At 67.7% G+C, this 21,663-nt stretch carries 22 protein-coding genes; 11 read left to right on the top strand and 11 right to left on the bottom strand.

The features are described from left to right. Nucleotides 1–135 precede the first annotated feature (135 nt). Together rph and I0D00_RS11465 are read left to right on the top strand one after the other, a co-directional pair. Nucleotides 136–858: a ribonuclease PH gene (gene rph / locus I0D00_RS11470; RefSeq protein ID WP_213639838.1), complete on the top strand. Its 723-nt coding sequence runs from the start codon at nt 136–138 to the stop codon at nt 856–858. 28 nt (nt 859–886) lie between these two features. After that, nucleotides 887–1,255, top strand: a complete 369-nt coding sequence (locus tag I0D00_RS11465; protein WP_213639837.1) for a DUF4870 domain-containing protein — start codon at nt 887–889, stop codon at nt 1,253–1,255. Between the two features lie 57 nt (nt 1,256–1,312). Here I0D00_RS11465 and I0D00_RS11460 read toward each other — a convergent pair whose 3' ends face one another. Next, nucleotides 1,313–2,092, bottom strand: coding sequence for an exodeoxyribonuclease III (locus tag I0D00_RS11460; RefSeq protein ID WP_213639836.1), 780 nt, complete (start codon nt 2,090–2,092; stop codon nt 1,313–1,315). A 93-nt stretch (nt 2,093–2,185) separates the two neighbouring features. On the opposite strand from I0D00_RS11460, the gene pyrE reads away from it, so the two are divergent. Both pyrE and I0D00_RS11450 read left to right on the top strand, forming a co-directional pair. Continuing rightward, the gene (pyrE, locus tag I0D00_RS11455) at nt 2,186–2,827 is read left to right on the top strand and encodes an orotate phosphoribosyltransferase (RefSeq protein ID WP_213639835.1); all 642 of its coding nucleotides are present in this window, start codon (nt 2,186–2,188) and stop codon (nt 2,825–2,827) included. Between the two features lie 25 nt (nt 2,828–2,852). Continuing rightward, complete coding sequence (locus I0D00_RS11450; RefSeq protein WP_213639834.1) at nt 2,853–3,446, top strand: DUF4124 domain-containing protein; 594 nt, start codon at nt 2,853–2,855, stop codon at nt 3,444–3,446. A gap of 48 nt (nt 3,447–3,494) precedes the next feature. Here the strand turns inward: I0D00_RS11450 and argB are convergent, their stop codons facing one another. The 4 genes from argB to coaBC all read right to left on the bottom strand — a co-directional run bounded on the left by argB (nt 3,495) and on the right by coaBC (nt 8,718). Continuing rightward, nucleotides 3,495–4,400: an acetylglutamate kinase gene (gene argB / locus I0D00_RS11445; protein WP_213639833.1), complete on the bottom strand. Its 906-nt coding sequence runs from the start codon at nt 4,398–4,400 to the stop codon at nt 3,495–3,497. Nucleotides 4,401–4,428: 28 nt separating this feature from the next. Further along, nucleotides 4,429–5,823: a phosphomannomutase/phosphoglucomutase gene (gene algC / locus I0D00_RS11440; RefSeq protein ID WP_213640272.1), complete on the bottom strand. Its 1,395-nt coding sequence runs from the start codon at nt 5,821–5,823 to the stop codon at nt 4,429–4,431. A 1,228-nt stretch (nt 5,824–7,051) separates the two neighbouring features. Continuing rightward, on the bottom strand, nt 7,052–7,507 hold the full coding sequence (gene dut, locus I0D00_RS11435; RefSeq protein WP_213639832.1) for a dUTP diphosphatase: 456 nt from the start codon (nt 7,505–7,507) through the stop codon (nt 7,052–7,054). A 2-nt stretch (nt 7,508–7,509) separates the two neighbouring features. Further along, nucleotides 7,510–8,718, bottom strand: a complete 1,209-nt coding sequence (coaBC, locus tag I0D00_RS11430; protein WP_213639831.1) for a bifunctional phosphopantothenoylcysteine decarboxylase/phosphopantothenate--cysteine ligase CoaBC — start codon at nt 8,716–8,718, stop codon at nt 7,510–7,512. A gap of 136 nt (nt 8,719–8,854) precedes the next feature. Between coaBC and radC the strand changes: the two genes are divergently transcribed. Further along, the gene (gene radC, locus I0D00_RS11425) at nt 8,855–9,529 is read left to right on the top strand and encodes a RadC family protein (protein WP_213639830.1); all 675 of its coding nucleotides are present in this window, start codon (nt 8,855–8,857) and stop codon (nt 9,527–9,529) included. Between the two features lie 35 nt (nt 9,530–9,564). On the opposite strand, the gene I0D00_RS11420 is transcribed toward radC, so the two are convergent. Beyond that, entirely contained in the window at nt 9,565–11,154 is a 1,590-nt protein-coding gene (locus tag I0D00_RS11420; protein WP_213639829.1) for an ABC transporter substrate-binding protein, read from the bottom strand. A gap of 359 nt (nt 11,155–11,513) precedes the next feature. Between I0D00_RS11420 and rpmB the strand changes: the two genes are divergently transcribed. Next, nucleotides 11,514–11,750 (top strand): 50S ribosomal protein L28, encoded by a 237-nt coding sequence (gene rpmB, locus I0D00_RS11415; RefSeq protein WP_069516515.1) that lies wholly within the window; start codon nt 11,514–11,516, stop codon nt 11,748–11,750. 10 nt (nt 11,751–11,760) lie between these two features. Continuing rightward, nucleotides 11,761–11,916, top strand: coding sequence for a 50S ribosomal protein L33 (rpmG, locus tag I0D00_RS11410; RefSeq protein ID WP_003464575.1), 156 nt, complete (start codon nt 11,761–11,763; stop codon nt 11,914–11,916). 117 nt (nt 11,917–12,033) lie between these two features. Here the strand turns inward: rpmG and I0D00_RS11405 are convergent, their stop codons facing one another. Both I0D00_RS11405 and aptA read right to left on the bottom strand, forming a co-directional pair. After that, the gene (locus I0D00_RS11405; protein WP_213639828.1) at nt 12,034–12,399 is read right to left on the bottom strand and encodes a cupin domain-containing protein; all 366 of its coding nucleotides are present in this window, start codon (nt 12,397–12,399) and stop codon (nt 12,034–12,036) included. Nucleotides 12,400–12,421: 22 nt separating this feature from the next. Then, nucleotides 12,422–13,759, bottom strand: a complete 1,338-nt coding sequence (gene aptA, locus I0D00_RS11400) for an omega-aminotransferase AptA (RefSeq protein WP_213639827.1) — start codon at nt 13,757–13,759, stop codon at nt 12,422–12,424. Between the two features lie 234 nt (nt 13,760–13,993). Between aptA and I0D00_RS11395 the strand changes: the two genes are divergently transcribed. Then, on the top strand, nt 13,994–15,487 hold the full coding sequence (locus tag I0D00_RS11395; protein WP_213639826.1) for an aldehyde dehydrogenase: 1,494 nt from the start codon (nt 13,994–13,996) through the stop codon (nt 15,485–15,487). 120 nt (nt 15,488–15,607) lie between these two features. Then, a complete protein-coding gene (locus tag I0D00_RS11390; protein ID WP_213639825.1) occupies nt 15,608–16,765 on the top strand; it encodes an MFS transporter in 1,158 nt (385 codons plus the stop codon). A gap of 19 nt (nt 16,766–16,784) precedes the next feature. Here I0D00_RS11390 and I0D00_RS11385 read toward each other — a convergent pair whose 3' ends face one another. Next, entirely contained in the window at nt 16,785–17,732 is a 948-nt protein-coding gene (locus tag I0D00_RS11385) for an IS481 family transposase (protein WP_213639824.1), read from the bottom strand. An 83-nt stretch (nt 17,733–17,815) separates the two neighbouring features. Next, nucleotides 17,816–19,129 carry an NAD(P)/FAD-dependent oxidoreductase gene (locus I0D00_RS11380; protein WP_213639823.1) on the bottom strand — a complete coding sequence of 438 codons (1,314 nt, stop codon included), beginning with the start codon at nt 19,127–19,129 and terminating at the stop codon, nt 17,816–17,818. Nucleotides 19,130–19,301: 172 nt separating this feature from the next. On the opposite strand from I0D00_RS11380, the gene I0D00_RS11375 reads away from it, so the two are divergent. Then, the gene (locus I0D00_RS11375) at nt 19,302–19,655 is read left to right on the top strand and encodes a YkgJ family cysteine cluster protein (RefSeq protein ID WP_213639822.1); all 354 of its coding nucleotides are present in this window, start codon (nt 19,302–19,304) and stop codon (nt 19,653–19,655) included. A gap of 8 nt (nt 19,656–19,663) precedes the next feature. Here I0D00_RS11375 and dadR read toward each other — a convergent pair whose 3' ends face one another. Next, nucleotides 19,664–20,152 carry an AsnC family transcriptional regulator gene (dadR, locus tag I0D00_RS11370; RefSeq protein WP_213639821.1) on the bottom strand — a complete coding sequence of 163 codons (489 nt, stop codon included), beginning with the start codon at nt 20,150–20,152 and terminating at the stop codon, nt 19,664–19,666. A 155-nt stretch (nt 20,153–20,307) separates the two neighbouring features. Here dadR and dadA point away from each other — a divergent pair, with 155 nt between their 5' ends. Then, nucleotides 20,308–21,606: a D-amino acid dehydrogenase gene (dadA, locus tag I0D00_RS11365; RefSeq protein ID WP_213639820.1), complete on the top strand. Its 1,299-nt coding sequence runs from the start codon at nt 20,308–20,310 to the stop codon at nt 21,604–21,606. The last annotated feature ends 57 nt before the right edge of the window (nt 21,607–21,663 follow it).

Raw genomic sequence — 21,663 nt, 5'->3', positions numbered from 1 at the left:
CACCTCGCGGAAAGTCGGGACGAAAGGCGCAGGATTGTAGCGCAGAGCGTCGCCGGCTCCCAATTGGTCGTGTCGCCGCCGGGCCATGGCCCCTATAATGCAGGGCAGATTTCACTCCAGAGCAGGTATTCCTCGATGAAACGTCCCAGTGGCCGCGCCGCCGATCAGTTGCGCCCGATCCGCCTCACCCGCAACTACACCAAGCATGCCGAGGGCTCGGTCCTGGTGGAGTTCGGTGATACCAAGGTGATCTGCACGGTCAGCGTCGAGTCGGGCGTGCCGCGCTTCCTCAAGGGCCAGGGTCAGGGCTGGCTGACCGCCGAGTACGGCATGCTGCCGCGCGCCACCGGCGAGCGGAACCAGCGCGAGGCCAGCCGCGGCAAGCAGGGCGGGCGTACCCTGGAGATCCAGCGGCTGATCGGCCGTTCGCTGCGCGCGGCCCTGGACATGTCCAAGCTCGGCGAGAACACCCTGTACGTCGACTGCGACGTGATCCAGGCGGACGGCGGTACTCGCACCGCCTCGATCACCGGCGCCATGGTGGCCCTGGTCGATGCCCTGAAGGTGATCAAGAAGCGCGGCGGCCTCAAGGGCGGCGATCCGCTCAAGCAGATGATCGCCGCCGTGTCGGTGGGCATGTACCAGGGCGAGCCGGTGCTGGACCTCGACTACCTGGAGGACTCGGCCGCCGAGACCGACCTGAACGTGGTGATGACCAGCGCCGGTGGCTTCATCGAGGTGCAGGGTACCGCCGAAGGCGCGCCGTTCCAGCCCGAGGAGCTGAACGCGATGCTGGCGCTGGCCCGGCAGGGCATGGGCGAGCTGTTCGAGTTGCAGCAGGCGGCGCTGGCCGACTGATACGGTTCGGCTGTGCAGGAGGTTGACCATGGAGCAGCAGGAACTCGTGCCGAGCCCCGGCCCGGAAGCGCGCAAGTGGGCGATGTTCTGTCATTACGCGGCGTTCTTCTGGTTTCTGGTGCCCATGGTCGGCAACGTGATCGGGCCGCTGATCATCTGGCAGATGAAGAAGGACAGCGCCGCCTTCGTCGATGACCAGGGCAAGGAGGCGCTGAATTTCCAGATCACCTTCAGCCTGGCCATGATGATCTGCGGCGTGCTGGCCTGGGTCATCATCGGCTTCCCGCTGATGTTGCTGGTCAGCGTGGTGGCGCTGGTGCTGACGATCATCGCCGGCATCAAGGCCAATGCCGGCGAGGTCTATCGCTACCCGCTGTGCTGGCGCCTGGTGAAGTAAGCCTGTTCGCTGAACGAAAAAGCCGGCTGATCGCCGGCTTTTTCGTTACTGCTGAGCTTACAGGCTGAGGATCCAGTCGTAGTCGACGATCAGCGGCGCGTGCTGCGAGAAGCGCGGCTGGCGCGGCAGGCGTGCGGTGCGCACGTTGCGGCGCATGCCGGGCGTGAGCAGCTGATAGTCGAAGCGATAACCCAGATTGAGCAGCTCGGCCTGCTCGCTGTCCGGCCACCAGCTGAACTGCTCGCCCTCGCGACTGACTTCGCGCAGGGCATCGACATAGCCCATGCTGCCGATCACCTCGTCGAGCCAGGCGCGTTCCGGCGCGAGGAAGCCCGGCGACTGCTGGCAGTCGCGCCAGTTCTTCACGTCCAGCTTCTGATGCGCCACGTACAGCGAGCCGCAATAGATGTACTCGCGGCGCTTGCGGCGCTGCTTGTCCAGATAATGGGTGAAGTCGTCCATGAACTTGAACTTCTGGTTCAAGCTCTCGTCGCCGCCCTGCCCGGATGGCAGCAGCAGGGTGGCGATACTCACCTTGTCGAAATCGGCCTGCAGGTAGCGCCCGTAGCGATCGGCCATCTCAAAGCCGAGTCCACTGATTACCGCCTTGGGTTGCAACCGCGAATAGAGTGCCACGCCACCTTGGCTCGGCACTTCAGCATCGCAGGCATAGAGGAAATAGCCGTCCAGTTGGAAGGCTTGGTCGTCCAGCTCAAAGGCGGAGGCGCGGGTGTCCTGCAGGCAGATGACGTCGGCATTCTGTGCTTGCAGCCAGCTGAGCAAACCGCGCTCGACTGCAGCATGAATACCATTCACGTTCACACTGATGATCCGCATAAATGGCCCCCAAAAACACGTGCGTGTATGATACCCGAGCTCGTCTCCAATTAGCTAAATTCCTAGCCAAATCCGTGCCGTCCGGGATTTTCCATGCAAGCGTACCAGCGCGACTTCATTCGTTTTGCCATCGAGCGCGGCGTGCTGCGCTTCGGTGAGTTCACCCTCAAGTCCGGGCGCACCAGCCCCTATTTCTTCAACGCCGGGCTGTTCGACAGCGGCCTGGCGCTGGCTCGGCTCGGGCGCTTCTACGCGGCGGCGGTGGTCGACAGCGGAATTCCCTTCGACGTGCTGTTCGGTCCGGCCTACAAGGGCATCCCCCTGGCGGCGACCACCGCGGTGGCCCTGGCCGAGCACCACCAGCGCGACCTGCCCTGGTGCTTCAACCGCAAGGAAGCCAAGGCTCATGGCGAAGGCGGCACCCTGGTTGGTGCGCCGCTGGCCGGCAAGGTGCTGATCATCGACGACGTGATCACCGCCGGCACGGCCATTCGCGAGGTGATGCAGATCATCCAGGCTCAGGGCGCCCAGGCCGCCGGCGTGCTGATCGCGCTGAACCGCGAGGAGCGTGGCCAGGGCCAGCTGTCGGCGATACAGGAGGTCGAGCGCGACTTCGGCATGCCGGTGGTGAGCATCGTGTCGCTCGAGCAGGTGCTCGAGTACCTGGCGGGCGACGCGCAACTGCGCCAGTATCTACCGGCGGTGGAGGCGTACCGCGCCGAGTATGGAATCTAACGCCCCCGCATAAGATGGTGCTCCGATGCACAGACCGGCCCTGATCCACTGTTCGCTGCTGTTCGGCATGCTGCTGCCGCTCGCGGCCGGCGCCGCCGAGCTGTACCGCTATGTCGACGATCAGGGCATCACCGTGCTCAGTCGCCAGGGCGTGCCGCCGGAGTTCATCGCCAAGGGCTACGAGGTGCTCAACGAGCAGGGGCGGGTGATCCAGGTGGTGCCGCCGGCGCCCAGTGCCGCGGAGCGTCGGCGGCTGCTGGCCGACAAGGCCCGGGCCGGCAGCGATGCGCAGTTGCTGCGGCTGTATAGCGGGCCGGAGGATGTCGACCGCGCCCTCGAGCGCAAGCTGGCCGAGCTGGACGCCCTGATCGGCGTGGCCCGCGGCAACCTGCAGTCGGCGCGCACCCAGCAGGGCAACCTGCAGAGCCAGGCCGCCGAGCACGAACGTGCCGGGCGTGCGGTGCCGGAGCACCTGCTGGCGCAGATCGGCAATCAACTGGCCGAGCAGCAGCGTCTGCAGCAGGACATCGCCCGCTACCAGGAGGCGCGCCAGCAGGCCAGGGCCAGTTTCGCCGCCGATCGGGCGCGGCTCAGCGAGTTGCTGGGCGCGCGCCCCTAGCGCCTTTCCCTGTCCCGGACACGTGACGCCTCGGTCGAGGCGCCGGTCTTACTGGCGCTTGCGGTTGCAGATCAGGGTGCCGACGCCGCTGTCGGTGAAGATCTCCAGCAGCACCGCGTTGGGCACCCGGCCGTCGATGATGTGGGCGCTGGTCACCCCGCCCTGCACCGCCTCCAGGGCGCAGCGGATCTTCGGCAGCATGCCGCCGTAGATGGTGCCGTCGGCGATCAGGCCGTCGACCTGTTCGGTGGTCAGGCCGGTCAGCACCTCACCCTGCTTGTCCATCAGGCCGGCGATGTTGGTCAGCAGCATCAGCTTCTCGGCCTTCAGCGCCTCGGCGACCTTGCCCGCCACCAGGTCGGCGTTGATGTTGTAGGACTCGCCGTCCGGACCGACGCCGATGGGCGCGATCACTGGGATGAAGTCGCCCTTGACCAGCATGTTCAGCAGCTCGGTGTTGATCCCGGTGACCTCGCCGACATGGCCGATGTCGATGATTTCCGGCTGGGTCATCTCCGGGGTCTGGCGCGAGACCTTGAGTTTCTTGGCGCGGATCAGCCCGGCATCCTTGCCGGTCAGGCCGATGGCGCTGCCGCCATGCTGGTTGATCAGGTTGACGATGCTCTTGTTGACCTGGCCGCCGAGCACCATCTCCACCACGTCCATGGTGGCGGTGTCGGTGACGCGCATGCCATCGATGAAGTGGCTTTCGATCGACAGGCGCTTGAGCAGGTCGCCGATCTGCGGACCGCCGCCGTGCACCACTACCGGGTTGATGCCGACCGCCTTCATCAGCACGATGTCGCGGGCAAAGCCTTGCTTGAGGTCTTCGCTCTCCATGGCGTTGCCGCCGTACTTGATCACCAGGGTCTTGCCGACGAAGCGGCGGATATAGGGCAGGGCTTCGGATAGAACCTTGGCCACCTGGGCGGCGGCATCACGCTCGAGGGTCATGCGGGACTCCAAATGCTGAATCGCTCTTTCAGAACGGTAGGTGAATATCGGCGGCGACACGCTGCAGCTGGCTGCGGAACACGCCCTTGATGCGTTCGAGCTCCTGCTCGCTGTCGGCCTCGAAGCGCAGTACCAGCACCGGCGTGGTGTTGGAGGCGCGCACCAGACCCCAGCCCTTGGGGTAGTCGACGCGCACGCCGTCGAGGCTGGTGATGTTGCCCTCGCCCCACGCGCCGTCGCGCTGCAGGCTGTCGATCAGGCCGAACTTGCTCTGCTCGGTGACGGGGATGTTGATCTCCGGGGTGGAGATGTCGCTGGGGAAGGCGGCGAACACCTGTTCGGCGTCGCGCTTGTCCTGACTGAGGATCTCCAGCAGGCGGGCGGCGGCATAGATGCCGTCGTCGAAGCCGAACCAGCGCTCCTTGAAGAAGATGTGGCCACTCATCTCGCCGGCCAGCAGCGCGCCGGTTTCCTTCATCTTCTTCTTGATCAGCGAGTGGCCGGTCTTCCACATCACCGGGCGGCCGCCGTAGCCGCTGATCAGCGGGGTCAGGCGGCGGGTGCACTTGACGTCGAAGATGATGTCGGCGCCGGGATTGCGCGACACCACGTCCTTGGCGAACAGCATCAGCAGGCGGTCCGGGTAGACGATGGTGCCCTTGTTGGTCACCACGCCGACGCGGTCGCCGTCGCCGTCGAAGGCCAGGCCGAGGTCGGCCTGCTCGGCCTCGACCCTGGCGATCAGGTCGGCCAGATTCTCCGGCTTGCCCGGGTCCGGGTGGTGGTTGGGGAAGGTGCCGTCCACCTCGCAATACAGCGGGATCACGTTGCAGCCCAGGGCCTCGATCAGTTGCGGGGCGATCACCCCGGCGGCGCCGTTGCCGCAGTCGACCACCACGCGCAGCGGTCTGGCCAGGGCGATGTCGTCGCGGATCTGCTTGAAGTAGCGCTGCAGCACGTCGACCTGCTCGACGCTGCCGACACCGCTGGCCAGGTCGTTGGCGTCGATGCGTGCCTTCAGCGCCTGAATCTGCTCGCCCGCCAGGGTGTCGCCGGCGATGACGATCTTGAAGCCGTTGTAGTCCGGCGGGTTGTGGCTGCCGGTGAGCATCACCGCGGACTTGCCGGCGAGGATATGGGCGGCGTAGTAGACCACCGGGGTCGGCACCATGCCGACGTCGCTGACCGTGCAGCCGCAGTCGAGCAGGCCCTGGATCAGCTGCTGCATCAGCTCGGGCCCGGACAGGCGCCCGTCGCGGCCGACGGCGACGTTCGCCTCGCCCAGTGCCAGGCTCTGCGAGCCGACCGCGCGGCCGACCCAGTAGGCGGTCTCGGCGGTCAGGCTGCTGCCCACCACGCCACGGATGTCGTAGGCGCGGAAGATGTCGGCGGGAAGGGTCGGGGCGGCTTGCTGAGTACTCATTGCGGGGGGTTGCTCCAGTCCCAGGAGATCCTGGTCTTCGTCGAGAATGTCGATATCGAGGATATCGGCGTCTTGGAATAGCGGATCGACCAGATCCGCCGGCTCGTGCGGCGCCGTTGCGGCCGCCGGGGGGAGGGCGCCCTTTTCGGGCGTTTGCGCCGCCGGCGCACTCTCAGGAGGGTGGCGCGGCAGGCGGGCCAGGGTCCGGGCCAGGCCGTCGAGGGCCGGCAGGCTCAGGCTGAAGGCTTTGACGCTTTTACCGGCCGAGAGTTCTCCGATCATCTGGCCGAGTTGCTGGACGTCGGCGTGCAGGCGCCGCTGCAGGCCGCCGTGCACCAGCAGCAGGCCCAGCACGGCCCCGACCAGGGTCAGCAAGGCGGCGAGGCCGAGCAGGGCCGGCGAGAGGGCCGAGGCGTCGAGGGCCGGCCCCGGGGTGAAGCCGAGGGCCCAGTTGGGGTTGCCGCTGTCGAAGCGCAGCCCGCTGCCCTCGGCCTGGCCGCGCTGGGCCAGCAGCTGCGGGGTGCCGCCGGCGAATTGCTGGAACAGCTGCAGCTGGCCGACCGCGGCCGGCAGCGGCGGCAGGCTGGCCAGCAGGTGCTTGAGGTCGAAGGCCAGCAGCAGGGTGCCCTGCAGCGGCTGGTCGTCGCTCAGGCGCACCGGCGCGGCGCTGTACACCAGCCAGCGCTCGCCGATCCGGTAGGCTTCGACCGCGGGGATCTGGCCGTTCTCCACGCGGCGCAACAGGTCCAGGGCGGCGAAGTTCATCGGCGCGTCGCGGTTCATGTCCTGGGTCGCCTGGCCGTGCGGGTTGAGGTGGGCATCGACCACGCCGGCCCAATAGCCGAGGTTGCGCTCGGCGGTGCGAATGCGTTCGCGGTCCTGGCTCTGCAGGGCCTCCAGCAGCTGCGGGTTGTGTGCCGCGCGCTGGGTGGCGCTGGCCAGTTGCTCGAGGGCCAGCTGCAGGGTCGCGGCCTGGCCGCCGCCCCAGGCCTGGGCCAGCTGCTGGCGGTGCTGTTGCTGGGCGCTGGCCAGCACACCGAACCACAGCAGGCCGGCGGCCAGCAGCAGGCCCGTGGCGACGGCCAGCAGGCCCGGCAGCAATGCCGACAGCCGCGGGCCGGTGCGTGGCGCTTTGCCCTGGGCGGCGGGGCGGGCATCCTTGGCGGTGCGCTTGAAGAGTTTCATCGAAGGGCTCCTCGGCGATTCATCCTGGAAAGAGTCGGGGCGATCAATGGCTGCCCGAGTGCCCGAAGCCGCCGGCGCCGCGCTGGCTTTCATCGAACTGCTCGACCAGCTCGAAGTGCGCCTGCACCACGGGCACCAGGACCAGCTGGGCGATGCGTTCGCCGACCGCGACGGTGAAGGCGCTCTGACCGCGGTTCCAGCAGGACACCATCAGCTCGCCCTGGTAGTCCGAGTCGATCAGGCCGACCAGGTTGCCGAGCACGATGCCGTGCTTATGGCCGAGGCCCGAGCGCGGCAGGATCATCGCCGCCAGCCCGGGGTCGCCGATATAGATCGACAGGCCGGTGGGGATGAGCAGGGTCTGGCCGGGCTCGAGGACGGTGTCGCGCTCGAGCATGGCGCGCAGGTCGAGGCCGGCGGAGCCTGGGGTGGCGTAGTGCGGCAGCGGGAAGTCGCGGCCGAGGCGCGGGTCGAGGATCTTGGCTTGCAATGCGTGCATGGTCAGTTCTTGTTCAGTCGGTCGGTGATGAAGGCCAGCAGCTGGCGGGCGATCTTGCTCTTGCTGGTCTGGGCGAAGGCGTTCTGCTGCAGGTCGCGGTCGATCACGGTGATGGCGTTCTCCTCGCTGTTGAAGCCGATGCTGGGGTTGGCCACGTCGTTGGCGACGATCAGGTCGAGGTTCTTGTCCATGAGCTTGCGCGAGGCGTACTCCAGCAGGTTCTCGGTCTCGGCGGCGAAGCCGACGCTGAACGGGCGGTCGCTGCGGTGGGCCAGGGTGGCGAGGATATCCGGGTTGCGCACCATCTGCAGGAGCAGGCCGTCGCCGTTGCGCGGGTCTTTCTTCAATTTGTGCGGGGCGACCACTTCCGGGCGGTAGTCGGCGACGGCCGCGGCGGCGATCAGCAGGTCGCAGGGCATGGCCGCCTCGCAGGCGGCGAGCATGTCGCGGGCGCTGACCACGTCGATGCGGTTGACCCGCTCCGGCGTCGGCAGGTGCACCGGGCCGCTGACCAGGGTGACCCGGGCGCCGGCTTCGGCGGCCGCCTCGGCCAGGGCGAAGCCCATCTTGCCGGAGCTGTGGTTGGTGATGTAGCGCACCGGATCGATGTTTTCCTGGGTCGGGCCGGCGGTGATCAGCACGTGCTGGCCGGTCAGCGCCTGGCGTTCGAAACAGTCGGCGGCGCACTGGGCCAGGGTCTCGGCCTCGAGCATGCGCCCGGGGCCGACGTCGCCGCAGGCCTGCTCGCCGGCGGCCGGGCCGAACAGGCGCAGGCCGCGCTCGGCCAGCAGGCGGGCATTGGCCTGGGTCGCCGGGTCGCGCCACATCGCCTGGTTCATCGCCGGCGCCAGGGCCACCGTGGCGTCGGTGGCCAGCACCAGGGTGGTCAGCAGGTCGTCGGCCACGCCCTGGGCCAGGCGGGCCATGAGGTCGGCGGTGGCCGGGGCGATCAGCACCAGGTCGGCCCAGCGGGCCAGTTCGATATGGCCCATGGCGGCTTCGGCGGCGGGGTCGAGCAGGTCCAGGTGCACCGGATGGCCGGACAGCGCCTGCAGGGTCAGCGGGGTGATGAACTCGCGACCGCCCTGGGTCATCACCACCCGCACCTCGGCGCCCTGATCCTTGAGCCGGCGAACCAGCTCGGCGCTCTTGTACGCGGCGATGCCGCCCCCCACGCCGACGATGATGCGTTTGCGATAAAGCCGCTGCATAGGCCTGCCTTTTATATTGGGTGGATGTGCGCCGCGGCGATGACACCTCCCCAGGCCGTTCGCCGCGCAAAAGATGGGCTACGATAGCACAGCGCCCGCAGCGGAGCAGCGGCGCCTGGCTCGACACGGAGGTGACATGAGCATTCGCGATTGGCCCGCGGCGGAGCGCCCGCGGGAGAAGCTGCTGGCCCTGGGCGCCGCGAGCCTGAGCGACGCCGAGCTGCTGGCGATCTTCCTGCGCACCGGCGTCGCCGGGCAGAGCGCGGTGGACTTGGCGCGCCACCTGCTTGGCGATTTCGGCGGCCTGCGCGCGCTGCTGCAGGCCGATCTGCCGGCCTTCAGCCGGCGCCTGGGCCTGGGCCCGGCGAAGTTCGCCCAGCTGCAGGCGGTGCTGGAGATGGCCCGGCGCCACCTGGCCGAGCAGCTGCGCCGCGACTCGGCGCTGGAGAGCCCGCAGGCGGTGCGCGACTACCTCAAGGCGCTGCTGCGCCATGAGCCCCACGAGGTGTTCGGCTGTCTGTTCCTCGACGCCAGGCACCGGGTGCTGGCCTTCGAGGCGCTGTTCCATGGTTCCATCGACGGCGCCAGCGTCTACCCGCGCCAGGTGGTCAAGCGGGCCCTGGCGCACAACGCCGCGGCGCTGATCCTCACCCACAACCACCCCTCCGGGGTGGCGGAGCCGAGCCAGGCGGACCGGCTGCTGACCAGGCGCCTGAAGGAGGCGCTGGAGCTGGTGGACGTGCGCGTGCTCGATCACTTCATCGTCGGCGACGGCGAGCCGCTGTCCCTGGCCGAGTACGGCTGGTTGTAGGCCCGGGCCGCGCGCCGGCGGTCGCCGCGTCGGGCTCAGGGGGCGAGGCGCACCCGGGCGAAGTCCTGGCGACCGAAGGGGCTGACCCGGTAGCCCTCGACCTCCTTGCGGGTCAGGGCGAAGGCGGTGGGGTGGGCCAGGGGCAGCCACAGCGCCTGCCGCTGGATGATCGCCTGGGCCTGCCGGTACAGCGCGCTGCGTATCGCCTGTTCGCTGGTGGTCTTGCCCCCGCTGATCAGGCGGTCCAGCTGCGGGTCGCAGTAGCGGGCGAAGTTCAGTCCGGACTCGAGCGCGGCGCAGGAGAACTGCGGGGTGAGGAAGTTGTCCGGGTCGCCGTTGTCGCCGGCCCAGCCCATGAACAGCAGGTCGTGCTCGCCGGCCTTGGCCCGGCGAATCAGCTCGCCCCACTCGATCACGCGGATCTGCGCCTGGATGCCGACCTTGGCCAGGTCGGCCTGCAGCAGCTGTGCGCCGAGGGCCGGGTTGGGGTTGAGCAGGCTGCCGGACGGCCGGGTCCAGATGGTCGTCTCGAAGCCCCCGGCCAGGCCGGCCTCGGCCAGCAGGGCGCGGGCCCTGTCCGGGTCGTGGGGGTAGCCCGGCAGTTCGCCGGCGAAGCTCCAGGTGTTGGGCGGGTAGGGTCCGCTGGCCGCCTCGGCGCTGTCCTCGAATACCGCCTTCAGGTAGCTGGCCTTGTCGAAGGCCAAGTTGATCGCCTGGCGCACGCGCGTCTGGTCCAGGGGCGGGTGCTGGCTGTTGATGCCGACGAAGGCGGTCATGAAGGCCGCGGTCTGTACGCTGGTGAGCGTCTCGTCGCCGGCGCTGCTGCGCACGTCCTGGGGCTTGGGCGACAGGGCGATGTGGCACTCGCCGCGGCGCAGCTTCTGCAGGCGCACGTTGGCATCGGGGGTGATGGCGAACACCAGGTCGTCCACCGCCGGTTTGCCGGCGAAGTACTGGGCGTTGGCGCTGTAGCGCACCAGGGCGTCCTTCTGGAAGCGCTTGAAGACGAAGGGGCCGGTGCCGACCGGTTGGCTGTTGAGCCGCTCCGGGGTGCCGGCGGCGAGCAGCTGCGCGGCGTACTCGGCCGAATAGATGGAGGCGAAGCCCATGCTCAGGGTGGCGAGGAAGGTGGCGTCGGGGCGCTTGAGGGTGACGCGCAGGCGGTGCTCGCCGAGCTTGTCGAGGCGTGCCACCAGGCCGGGCAGCTGCATCGACTGGGCATGGGGGTAACCGCTCGGCGCGACCTTGTGCCAGGGGTGCGAGGGTTCGAGCATGCGCTGGAAGCTGAACAGCACGTCGTCGGCGTTCAGCGCGCGGCTGGGGGTGAAGTAGGCGGTGCTGTGGAACTGCACCCCGCGGCGCAGCTCGAAGCTGTAGCTCAGGCCGTCCTCGCTGACTTCCCAGCCCTGGGCCAGGCTCGGCTGCAGGGTGCCGCTGGCCGCATCGAACTCCACCAGGCGGTTCATCAGGACGTCCGCCGAGGCGTTGGTGGTGGTCAGCGAGTTGTACTGGACCACGTCGAAGCCGTCGGGACTGGCTTCGGTGCAGACGCTCAGGGTGGCGGCCTGGGCGAGCAGGGGACTGAACAGTGGGACGAGCAGCAACGGGAGGGCGGCGAGGCGCATGGCGGGCTCCTGGGTGGTGTGGCGCGCTTGCAGTCGCGAGCCGGCAAGGTCCTACCCTAGACCATAAGGCGGTGGCGGAACAGCGCGCCAGGGCGACGAGCGGTCGAGACGCCCCGTGCCCGGCGCAGGCGGCGCCGTGGGCTGTCCGCGGCCATCGCCCAGGCGCGCTAAAGTGCATTCGACCTTGTTGCCTTGGAGCCTTTCTGGTATAAAGCAGCGCTCTTTTCTAGGGGCCCGGTTGTTGCGCTTTCAGGTGTGGCCGGTAAGACCCTCGAGAAACGCGGCGCAGAGCGCCAATGACATTGAGTTTAAGCGGCCAACCCATGCCGGGTTGGGCATGTGGTTTAGAGGGCTGAGGCATGTCGAGAGTCTGTCAAGTTACCGGTAAGGGTCCGGTAACCGGGAACAACATTTCCCACGCAAACAACAAAACCCGTCGTCGTTTCCTGCCGAACCTGCAGCACCATCGCTTCTGGGTCGAGTCCGAGAAGCGCTTCGTGCGTCTGCGCGTATCTGCCAAGGGCATGCGCTGCATCGACAAGCGTGGTATCGACGTAGTGCTGTCCGAGCTGCGCGCTCGCGGCGAAAAGGTTTAAGGAGCTAATCATGCGTGAACTGATCCGTTTGGTGTCCAGCGCCGGTACCGGCCACTTCTACACCACCGACAAGAACAAGCGCACCACCCCCGACAAGATCGAAATCAAGAAATTCGATCCGGTCGTACGCAAGCACGTGATGTACAAGGAAGCCAAGATCAAGTAATTGATCCGCGCCTTGTCGAAAAGCCCGCCTCCATGGCGGGCTTTTTCGTTTCTGTCGTCGGCGCAAAAAAATGCCCGCATGACGCGGGCTAAAGGGTGACGCAGGAAAGTCGCGGAGTCAGGCCGGCACCGGCTCGAAGATCACGTAGACCTTGCGGCAGGGCTCCAGCACCTCCCAGGTGCCCGCGAAGCCGGCGGGGATGACGAAACGGTCGCCGGCGCGCACGGTCCTGGCGTTGCCGGCGGCGTCGCGGAGTACCGAGACGCCCTGGAGGATCTCGCAGTATTCGTGTTCGCTGTAGCTGACCGTCCACAGGCCCACGGCGCCCTCCCAGACGCCGGCGTTGAACTGGCCGCAGGGGCTGGCGTAGTGATTGCGCACGCTCTGCGCGGGATCGCCCTTGAGCACCTTCTCCGGCGCCGGGCGGTAGTGCTCGGCGGCGCTGCCGGCCTGGGCGAAGTCGACTATCTGTTCGATGTTCATCGTGTGGCTCCGTGGTTGTCGGTCAGTGGGCCTGGCGAATCGCGTCGGCGAGCTTCTCGACCAGGCTGTCGATCTGCGCCTTCTCCACGATCAGCGGTGGCGACATGGCCAGGGTATCGCCGGTCACCCGTACCATCAGGTCGTTGTAGAAGCACTGCTCGAACACCTGATAGCCACGCATGCCGGCGCCCTGTGCGCGGGGCGCCAGCTGCACGCCGCCGACCAGGCCGACGGCGCGAACGTCGATCACGTTGGGCAGGCCCTGCAGGCTATGCAGGGCGTCCTGCCAGTAGCCTTCCAGCTCGATGGCCTGGTCGAACAGGCGCTCGCCCTGGTAGATGTCCAGGGTCGCCAGGGCGGCGGCGCAGGCCACCGGGTGACCGGAGTAGGTGTAGCCGTGGAACAGCTCGATGCCGTCGGGGCCCTGCATAAAGGCTTGGTAAATACTCTCGTCGACGAACACCGCGCCCATGGGGATGGCGCCGTTGGTCAGGCCCTTGGCGCAGGTGATGATGTCCGGGGTGACGCCCCAGCGCTGGGCGGCGAAGGCCTGACCGACGCGGCCGAAGCCGCTGATCACCTCGTCGAAGATCAGCAGGATGCCGTGCTTCTTGGTGATTTCGCGCAGGCGCTGCAGGTAGCCCAGCGGCGGCAGCACCACCCCGGCCGAGCCGGACATCGGCTCGACTATCACCGCGGCGATGTTTTCGGCGCCGTGCAGGGTGACCAGGCGCTCCAGTTCGTCGGCCTTCTCGACGCCGAACCGTGGCAGGCCGCGGCTGAAGGCGTTGCGCGCGATGTCCAGGGTGTGCGGCAGGTGATCGACCCCCGGCAGCTGCACCGGGAAGGCGCGGCGGTTGTTGACCATGCCGCCGACCGAGATGCCGCCGAAGCCGACCCCGTGGTAGCCCAGCTCGCGGCCGATCAGGCGGGTGCGCGTGCCCTGGCCGATGGCGCGCTGGTAGGCCAGGGCGATCTTCAGTGCGGTGTCGACCGACTCCGAGCCGGAGTTGGTGAAGAACAGCTTGTTCAGCCCGGCCGGGGCGATCTCGGCCAGGCGGCTGGCCAGTTCGAACGGCAGCGGATGGCCCATCTGGAAGGTCGGGGCGAAGTCCAGCTTGGCGATCTGCCGGCTCACCGCCTCGGTGATTTCCCGACGACCGTGGCCGGCGTTGCAGCACCAAAGTCCGGCGGTGCCGTCCAATACCTTGCGGCCGTCGCTGCTGGTGAAATACATGCCTGCGGCGCTTTCCAACAGGCGCGGGCGGGCCTTGAACTGACGGTTGGCGGTGAAGGGCATCCAGAAATCGTCGAGGCCGTTGTTTATTTCGTTCGCTTGAGGGGAGTTATCGAGTGTCATGCTGTCCGTCCAAACGCGCAAAAAGTGGGTGCAAGGGAGCGATTTCGCGCAGTCTATGTTTAATAAAATGAACATGACAAGGGGGTTTTATCGAGCTTTGTCAAAAATATTGAAAAGGTGCAGCCCTCTGGTTTAGTGTTGCCAGCAGGAAAACGGCCCGCAGGGGCCTTGCAGAATTATTGACAGTGCTCGCGGCCGCCGCCGCAGCACTTTTTACCGATAGAGGATGCCCGCATGACTAGCCTGACCCGCGCCGACTGGGAACAGCGCGCCAAGACCCTGAACATCGAAGGCCGTGCCTTTATTCACGGCGAATACTGCGCGGCGCAGTCCGGCGCCACCTTCGAGTGCATCAGCCCGGTGGACGGGCGCCTGCTGGCGCAGGTGGTCAGCTGCGATGCGGCCGACGCCGAGATCGCCGTGCGTGACGCCCGCGCCACCTTCGACGCCGGCGTCTGGTCGCGCCTGGCGCCGGCCAAGCGCAAGCGGGTGATGATCCGTTTCGCCGAACTGCTGGAGCAGCATGGCGAGGAGCTGGCGCTGCTGGAAACCCTGGACATGGGCAAGCCGATCGGTGATTCGCTGCACATCGACGTGGCCAGCGCCGCCAATGCCATCCGCTGGAGCGGCGAGGCGATCGACAAGATCTACGACGAGGTGGCCGCCACCGCGCACGACGAGTTGGGCCTGGTGACCCGCGAGCCGATCGGCGTGGTCGCCGCCATCGTGCCGTGGAACTTCCCGCTGCTGATGAGCTGCTGGAAGCTCGGCCCGGCCCTGGCCACCGGCAACTCGGTGATCCTCAAGCCGTCCGAGAAGTCGCCGCTGACGGCCATCCGTATCGCCCGGCTGGCCATCGAGGCCGGCATCCCGGCCGGGGTGTTCAACGTGTTGCCCGGCTTCGGCCACACCGTGGGCAAGGCCCTGGCCCTGCACATGGATGTCGACACCCTGGTGTTCACCGGCTCGACCAAGATCGCCAAGCAGCTGATGGTCTATGCCGGCGAGTCGAACATGAAGCGGGTCTGGCTGGAGGCCGGCGGCAAGAGCCCGAACATCGTCTTCGCCGACGCCCCGGACCTCGAGGCCGCCGCCGCGGCGGCCGCCGGTGCCATCGCCTTCAACCAGGGCGAGGTGTGCACCGCCGGTTCGCGCCTGCTGGTGGAGAATTCGATCAAGGAGCGCTTCGTGCCCCTGGTGGTCGAGGCCCTCAAGACCTGGCAGCCGGGCAATCCGCTGGACCCGGCGACCAATGTCGGCGCGCTGGTCGACACCACCCAGATGAACAACGTGCTGGGCTATATCCAGGCCGGTCACGATGACGGCGCCAAGCTGGTGGCCGGCGGCAAGCGGGTGCTGGAGGAGACCGGCGGCACCTATGTCGAGCCGACCATCTTCGACGGCGTGGACAACGCCATGCGCATCGCCAAGGAGGAGATCTTCGGCCCGGTGCTGTCGGTGATCGGCTTCGACACGGTGGAAGAGGCCGTGGCCATCGCCAACGACACCGTCTACGGCCTGGCCGCGGCGGTGTGGACCAGCAACCTGTCCAAGGCCCACCTGACCGCCAAGGCGCTGCGCGCCGGCAGCGTCTGGGTCAACCAGTACGATGGCGGCGACATGACCGCGCCGTTCGGCGGCTTCAAGCAGTCCGGCAACGGCCGCGACAAGTCGCTGCACGCCTTCGACAAGTACACCGAGCTGAAGGCGACCTGGATCAAGCTCTGAAGCTTGCGCGGGCCAGGTGCCCGCATTCGAGGTCGGCTCTGGCGAGCCACGCCTGCGGCCGGGCTTCCTGAAAAGGGGCCCGGCCGTTTACGTCGGGCCTCCACGGAGAGGAGAGGAAAGATGCGCTGGGGAACCTATTTCGCCGTCTGCGCGGCCGTCATCAGCATCGGCCTGGCGCTCGGGGTGACCATGCCCTTGGTGTCGCTGCGCCTGGAGGCCTGGGGGCATGGCAGCTTCGCCATCGGGGTGATGGCGGCGACGCCGGCGGTCGGCGTGTTGCTCGGCGCCTCCCTGGCCGGGCGCCTGGCCTCGCGCCTGGGCACGGCGCCGCTGATGCAGCTGTGCCTGCTGCTCGGCGCGCTGTCCGTGGCGCTGCTGGCGCTGGTGCAGGACTACGGGGTGTGGCTGCTGCTGCGCCTGCTGATCGGCGTGGCCCTGACCGTGGTGTTCATCCTCGGCGAGAGCTGGATCAACCAGCTGGCGGTGGAGCAATGGCGCGGACGCCTGGTGGCCCTGTATGGCACCGGCTATGCGCTGAGCCAGCTCTGCGGGCCCCTGCTGCTCACCGCCCTGGGCACCGCGACGGACCTGGGGTTCTGGACCGGCACCGGGCTGTTGATCGGCGGTGCGCTGTGGCTGCTGGGGCGCGACGGCGCTCCCCGGGTCGATGCGCACAGCGCCTCCGGGCGCGGCCTGCCGGCGTTCTGCCGCAGGCTGCCGGCGATCGCCTGGGCCGTGGCACTGTTCGCCGCCTTCGAGGCGATGATGCTCACCCTGCTGCCGATCTACGGCCTGCGTCAGGGCTTCAGCCAGGAGGTGGCCCTGTTCATGGTCAGCGTGGTGGTGGTCGGTGATGCCGTGTTGCAACTGCCGATCGGCTGGCTGGCCGATCATCTGTCGCGGCGCAGCCTGTTCCGCGGCTGCGGCCTGGTGCTGCTGCTGTCCAGCCTGGCGATTCCGCCGCTGCTGCACGGCCCGCTGATCTGGCCGGTGCTGGTGCTGTTCGGCGCCAGTGCCGGGGGGCTGTTCACCCTGTCGTTGATCCTGATCGGCGAGCGCTATCGCGACGACGAACTGGTGCGCGCCAATGCCCACGTGGCTCAGCTGTGGGGCATAGGATGCCTGCTCGGGCCGCTGCTCACCGGGGCCGCCAGCCAGTGGGTCAGCGGCCACGCGCTGCCGCTGCTGATGGCGGCCGGGGCGGCCGGCTTCGTCTGGTTGGTGTTTCGCCCCGGGGGCTTCGACGAGGCCCTCGCGCCGCTGCCGCTCGGCAAATAGACCGCGCGCGGGGCGTGGGCTAGATGTGTAAACCCAGTACGTTATTCAGTGAAAGCGGAACGCGACTGATTGGTGGCTGGTAGCCGAGGCTGGCGTGTGGCCGGTGCCAATTGTAGTGATGTAGCCAGGGCGTCAGGTGCTGTGCTCGCTGTGCCGAACTTTCATAGCTATGGGCATAGGCCCACTCGCGCAGACTGGTCTGGATGAAGCGCTCGGCCTTGCCGTTGGTGCGTGGCGTGTAAGGTTTGGTGCGCAGATGGCGCAGCCCCAATCGTCTGAGCAAACGCCGAAACGTGCGAGAGCGATAGCAGCTGCCGTTGTCGGTCATGATGCGGGTGAAACGAATGCCCAGGCTGCGGTAGTAGCGCAGCGCCTGGAGCAAGGCTTGGCAAGCACTGCGACCACGCTCGTCAGGATGCAGGCTGCTGAAGGCGATGCGGCTGGCATCGTCGATGGCCACGTGGACGAATTCCCAGCCCGCGCCGTCGGAGTTCTGCTGGCGGTCGCCGGTGACCCGATGGCCAGGTCGCCAGAAACGGCCCAGCTTTTTGATATCCAGATGCAGCAGATCTCCGGGTGTCGGGTACTCGTAGCGCACCACCGGTGGCGCCGGCTCCAGCTCAGCCAGTCGATGAAAGCCGGCCCGCCGCAGGCGGCGCGCAACAGTGCTGACGGCCAAGCCTAGCTCTCTGGCGATCTGCCGATAGGTCTTGCGGCATCGCCGATGTTCGATCAGACGCTCGACCACGGTATCGGGTGTCGCATGCGGGCAGTGTTGCGGACGTGATGAACGATCCATCAACCCGGCCTCGCCTTCCTCGCGAAAGCGCCGCAACCATTTGTAGGCGGTTCGCACGCTCACACCGGCCGCCTGGGCGGCTTCTTCGACCCGCAAGCCGTGCTGGATGCGCCGAACCAAAAGGGCTCGACCGCGAGGGGTAAGACGGGCATGTTTATGCAGGTTCATCCGGGGCTCCTGGAAGGCTAGGTTGGTCGCACTTCCAGAATTCCGGGAATGCCCCGGATGAACAACCTACTGAGAGATCACAGCTAGAGCACTTCCTTGAGGCGGTGCCAGAGCATGCCCAGGGCCAGCAGCGGCGAGCGCAGGTAGCGGCCGCCGGGGAAGGTCATGTGCGGCACCCGGGCGAACAGTTCGAAGCCGCCGCCGGCCTGCCCGGCGATGGCCTCGGCGAGCAGCTTGCCGGCCAGGTGGGTGGCGTTGACCCCGTGGCCGGAGTAGGCCTGGGCGTAGAACACGTTGGGCTGCTCCCTGAGCCGGCCGATCTGCGGCAGGCGGTTGGCGCCGATGCCGATCATGCCGCCCCACTGGTAGGCGATCGCGACATCTCTGAGCTGGGGGAACACCGCCAGCATCTTCGGCCGCATATAGCCGGCGATGTCCGCCGGGTCCCGCCCGGAGTAGTGGCAGGCGCCGCCGAACAGCAGGCGACGGTCGGCGGACAGGCGGTAGTAGTCGAGGGCCACGCGCTGGTCGCACAACGCCATGTTCCGCGGGATCAACGCCTTGGCCTGATCCGCGGAGAGCGGCTCGGTGGCGATGACGTAGCTGCCGGCCGGCAGCACCTTGCCGCCGAGGCTCGGCTGCAGCTGGCCGAGGTAGGCGTTGCAGCCCAGTACCAGGTGGGCGGCGCGCACCTGGCCGCGGGCGGTGTGCACGCGCACCTCGCGGCCGTAGTCGATACGGGTCACCGGCGAGTCCTCGAACAGCCGGACGCCGAGGGACTGGGCGGCGGCGGCCTCGCCCAGGGCCAGGTTGAGCGGATGCAGGTGGCCGGAGCCCATGTCGATCAGGCCGCCGACATAGCGCTGCGAGCCGACCACCTCGTGCATCTGTTCGGGCTGCAGCAGGCGCAGCTCGTGGCGGTAGCCGAGGCCGCGCAGTTCTTCGGCTTCCTCGGCGAAGCCGGCCAGGTGGCCGGGCTTGTTGGCCAGGTCGCAGTAGCCCCAGGTCAGGTCGCAATCGATGGCGAACTGCTCGACCCGGCGGCGGACGATCTCCACCGCCTCCAGGCCCATCAGCTTGAGCTGGCGTACGCCCTCGGCACCGATCACCGACTCGAACTGCTCGACGCCGTGGCCGACGCCGCGGATCAGCTGACCGCCGTTGCGCCCGCTGGCGCCCCAGCCGACCCTGCGCGCCTCCAGCAGCACCACCGACAGGCCCTTCTGCGCCAGTTCGATGGCGGTGTTCAGCCCGGAGAAGCCGCCGCCGACCACGCAGACGTCGGCGCGCAGCTCGCCGCCCAGGGGCGGGAAGTCGAGCTGGCGATTGACGCTGGCGGCATAGTAGGAGGCGGCGTGCTGGGGGCTGTGGACCGGTTGGTGAACGCGGGCGTTCATGTGTGAAATCCTGATTATTTTGTTTGGAAAATTTTACGAAGAATAAGCGCGGTTTCCGCCCGCCGCCAAGGGGGCAGGGCAAAAAACGGGAAATTCGTCGGAAGGGCGCCGCGTTTCCCACTGCCGGCGCTGGTCGCGGGTAAGATGCGCGAAATTTCCCAGGACCGCGCCGATGAGCTGTACCAATCGCAAGATCGATCACCTGCGCCGGCAGATTCCTGCGTTCGCCTGCGTGCCAGGCTGCCACGACTGCTGCGGCCCGGTCACCGCCTCGTCCGAGGAGATGGCGCGGCTGCCGGTGCGGAGCGCGGCCGAGCACGAGGCGGCGCTGGCCCGCTGGGACTGCGTGCACCTCGGCCCCCAGGGCTGCCGGGTGTACGACCAGCGCCCGCTGATCTGCCGGCTGTTCGGCACCACGGCGAGCCTGCCCTGCCCGCGGGGGCGCGGCCCCGAGCAGGCGACCGCGCCTGCGCTCGAGCGCCAGGTGCACCGGCTGATCGCCAGCACCCGCCAGCTGCTGGTCTGAGCGCCCGGCTACTCCGGCACCGGCAGGCTGAGGGACTCCTTGACCTCCTCCATGACGATATAGCTCTTCGATTCGCGCACATGGGGCAGCTTGAGCAGGATGTCGCCGAGCAGCTTGCGGTAGCTGGCCATCTCGTTGATCCGCGCCTTCACCAGGTAGTCGAAGTCACCGGAGACCAGGTGGCACTCCAGCACATGGGGCAGCTTGAGCACGGCGCGGCGGAACTCCTCGAAGGTGTCGCCGGACTTGTAGTCCAGGCTGATCTCGACGAACACCAGCAGGCTGGCCTTGAGGTGCTGCGGGTTGAGGCGGGCGTGGTAGCCCATGATGATGCCCTCGCGCTCCAGGCGCCGTACCCGCTCGGTACAGGGGGTGGTGGACAGGCCGACCCGCTCGCCCAGTTCGGTGAAGGAGATGCGTCCGTCCTCCTGCAGGGCGCGCAGGATGTTGCGGTCGATCTTGTCCAGTTCGCGACGGCTCTGGTGCTGGGTACGCATGGGAGATGTCCCTCCGAAAAACGCTTTCTTGCCGAGAATTCTCGCCAAATATAGCTATCAATATAGTGAGAAGCACTGGCTATTGCTCAATATACTGCGCCCATCAACTCTCTAGACAGCAAACGCCAGCGCATCGTCGCGGCGAGGAGTGAAGAATGCGGGTTATGGTGCTCGGCAGTGGTGTAATAGGTACGGTCAGTGCTTACTACCTGGCCCGTCAGGGCTTCGAAGTGGTGGTGGTCGACCGTCAGGCCGCGCCGGCCATGGAGACCAGCTTCGCCAACGCCGGCCAGGTGTCGCCCGGCTATGCCTCGCCCTGGGCCGCCCCCGGCGTGCCGCTGAAGGCCATCAAGTGGCTGCTGCAGAAGCACGCGCCGCTGGCGATCAAGGCCACCGCCGACGTCGACCAGTACCTGTGGATGGCGCAGATGCTGCGCAACTGCACCGCCAGCCGCTACGCGGTGAACAAGGAGCGCATGGTGCGCCTGTCCGAGTACAGCCGCGACTGCCTCGACGAGCTGCGCGCCGAGACCGGCATCGCCTACGAAGGCCGCCGCCTGGGCACCACCCAGCTGTTCCGCACCCAGGCCCAGGTGGACAACGCCGCCAAGGATATCGCCGTGCTGCAGCAGTCCGGCGTGCCCTTCGAGCTGCTCGACCGCGACGGCATCGCCCGCGCCGAGCCGGCCCTGGCCCAGGTCAAGGACAAGCTGGCCGGCGCCCTGCGCCTGCCCAACGACCAGACCGGCGACTGCCAGGTGTTTACCACCAAGCTGGCCGAGATGGCCAAGCAGATGGGCGTCGAGTTCCGCTTCGGCCAGAGCATCGAGCGCCTGGACTTCGCCGGCGACCGCATCAACGGCGTGTGGATCGACGGCAAGCTGGAAACCGCCGATCGCTACGTGCTGGCCCTCGGCAGCTACAGCCCGCAGCTGCTCAAGCCGCTGGGGGTCCGTGCGCCGGTGTATCCGCTCAAGGGCTATTCGCTGACCGTGCCGATCGTCAACCCGGACATGGCCCCGGCCTCGACCATCCTCGACGAGACCTACAAGGTCGCCATCACCCGTTTCGACGACCGCATCCGGGTCGGCGGCATGGCCGAAATCGCCGGTTTCGACCTGAGCCTCAACCCGCGGCGGCGCGAGACCCTGGAGATGATCGTCGGCGACCTCTACCCCCAGGGCGGCGACCTCAGCCAGGTGGATTTCTGGACCGGCCTGCGCCCGGCGACCCCGGACGGCACGCCGATCGTCGGCGCCACCAGCTTCCGCAATTTGTTCCTCAACACCGGTCACGGCACACTGGGCTGGACCATGGCCTGCGGCTCCGGCCGCTTCCTCGCCGACCTGATGGCCAACAAGCGCCCGCAGATCAGTGCCGAGGGCCTGGATATCTTCCGTTACAGCAAGTCCAAGGAGACCTCCGGGCATGTCAGTCCTGCGCCTGCGCACTGAGCCCCGTCAGCCCGTAGCCGTCGTCTCGTTCCGGCCACGCATGCGACCTTGAATCCT

Source organism: Pseudomonas lalucatii (assembly GCF_018398425.1).
GTDB lineage: Bacteria > Pseudomonadota > Gammaproteobacteria > Pseudomonadales > Pseudomonadaceae > Aquipseudomonas > Aquipseudomonas lalucatii.
Note: the sequence above shows the minus strand (reverse complement) of the source record. Positions and strands in the feature narration are given on the sequence as shown.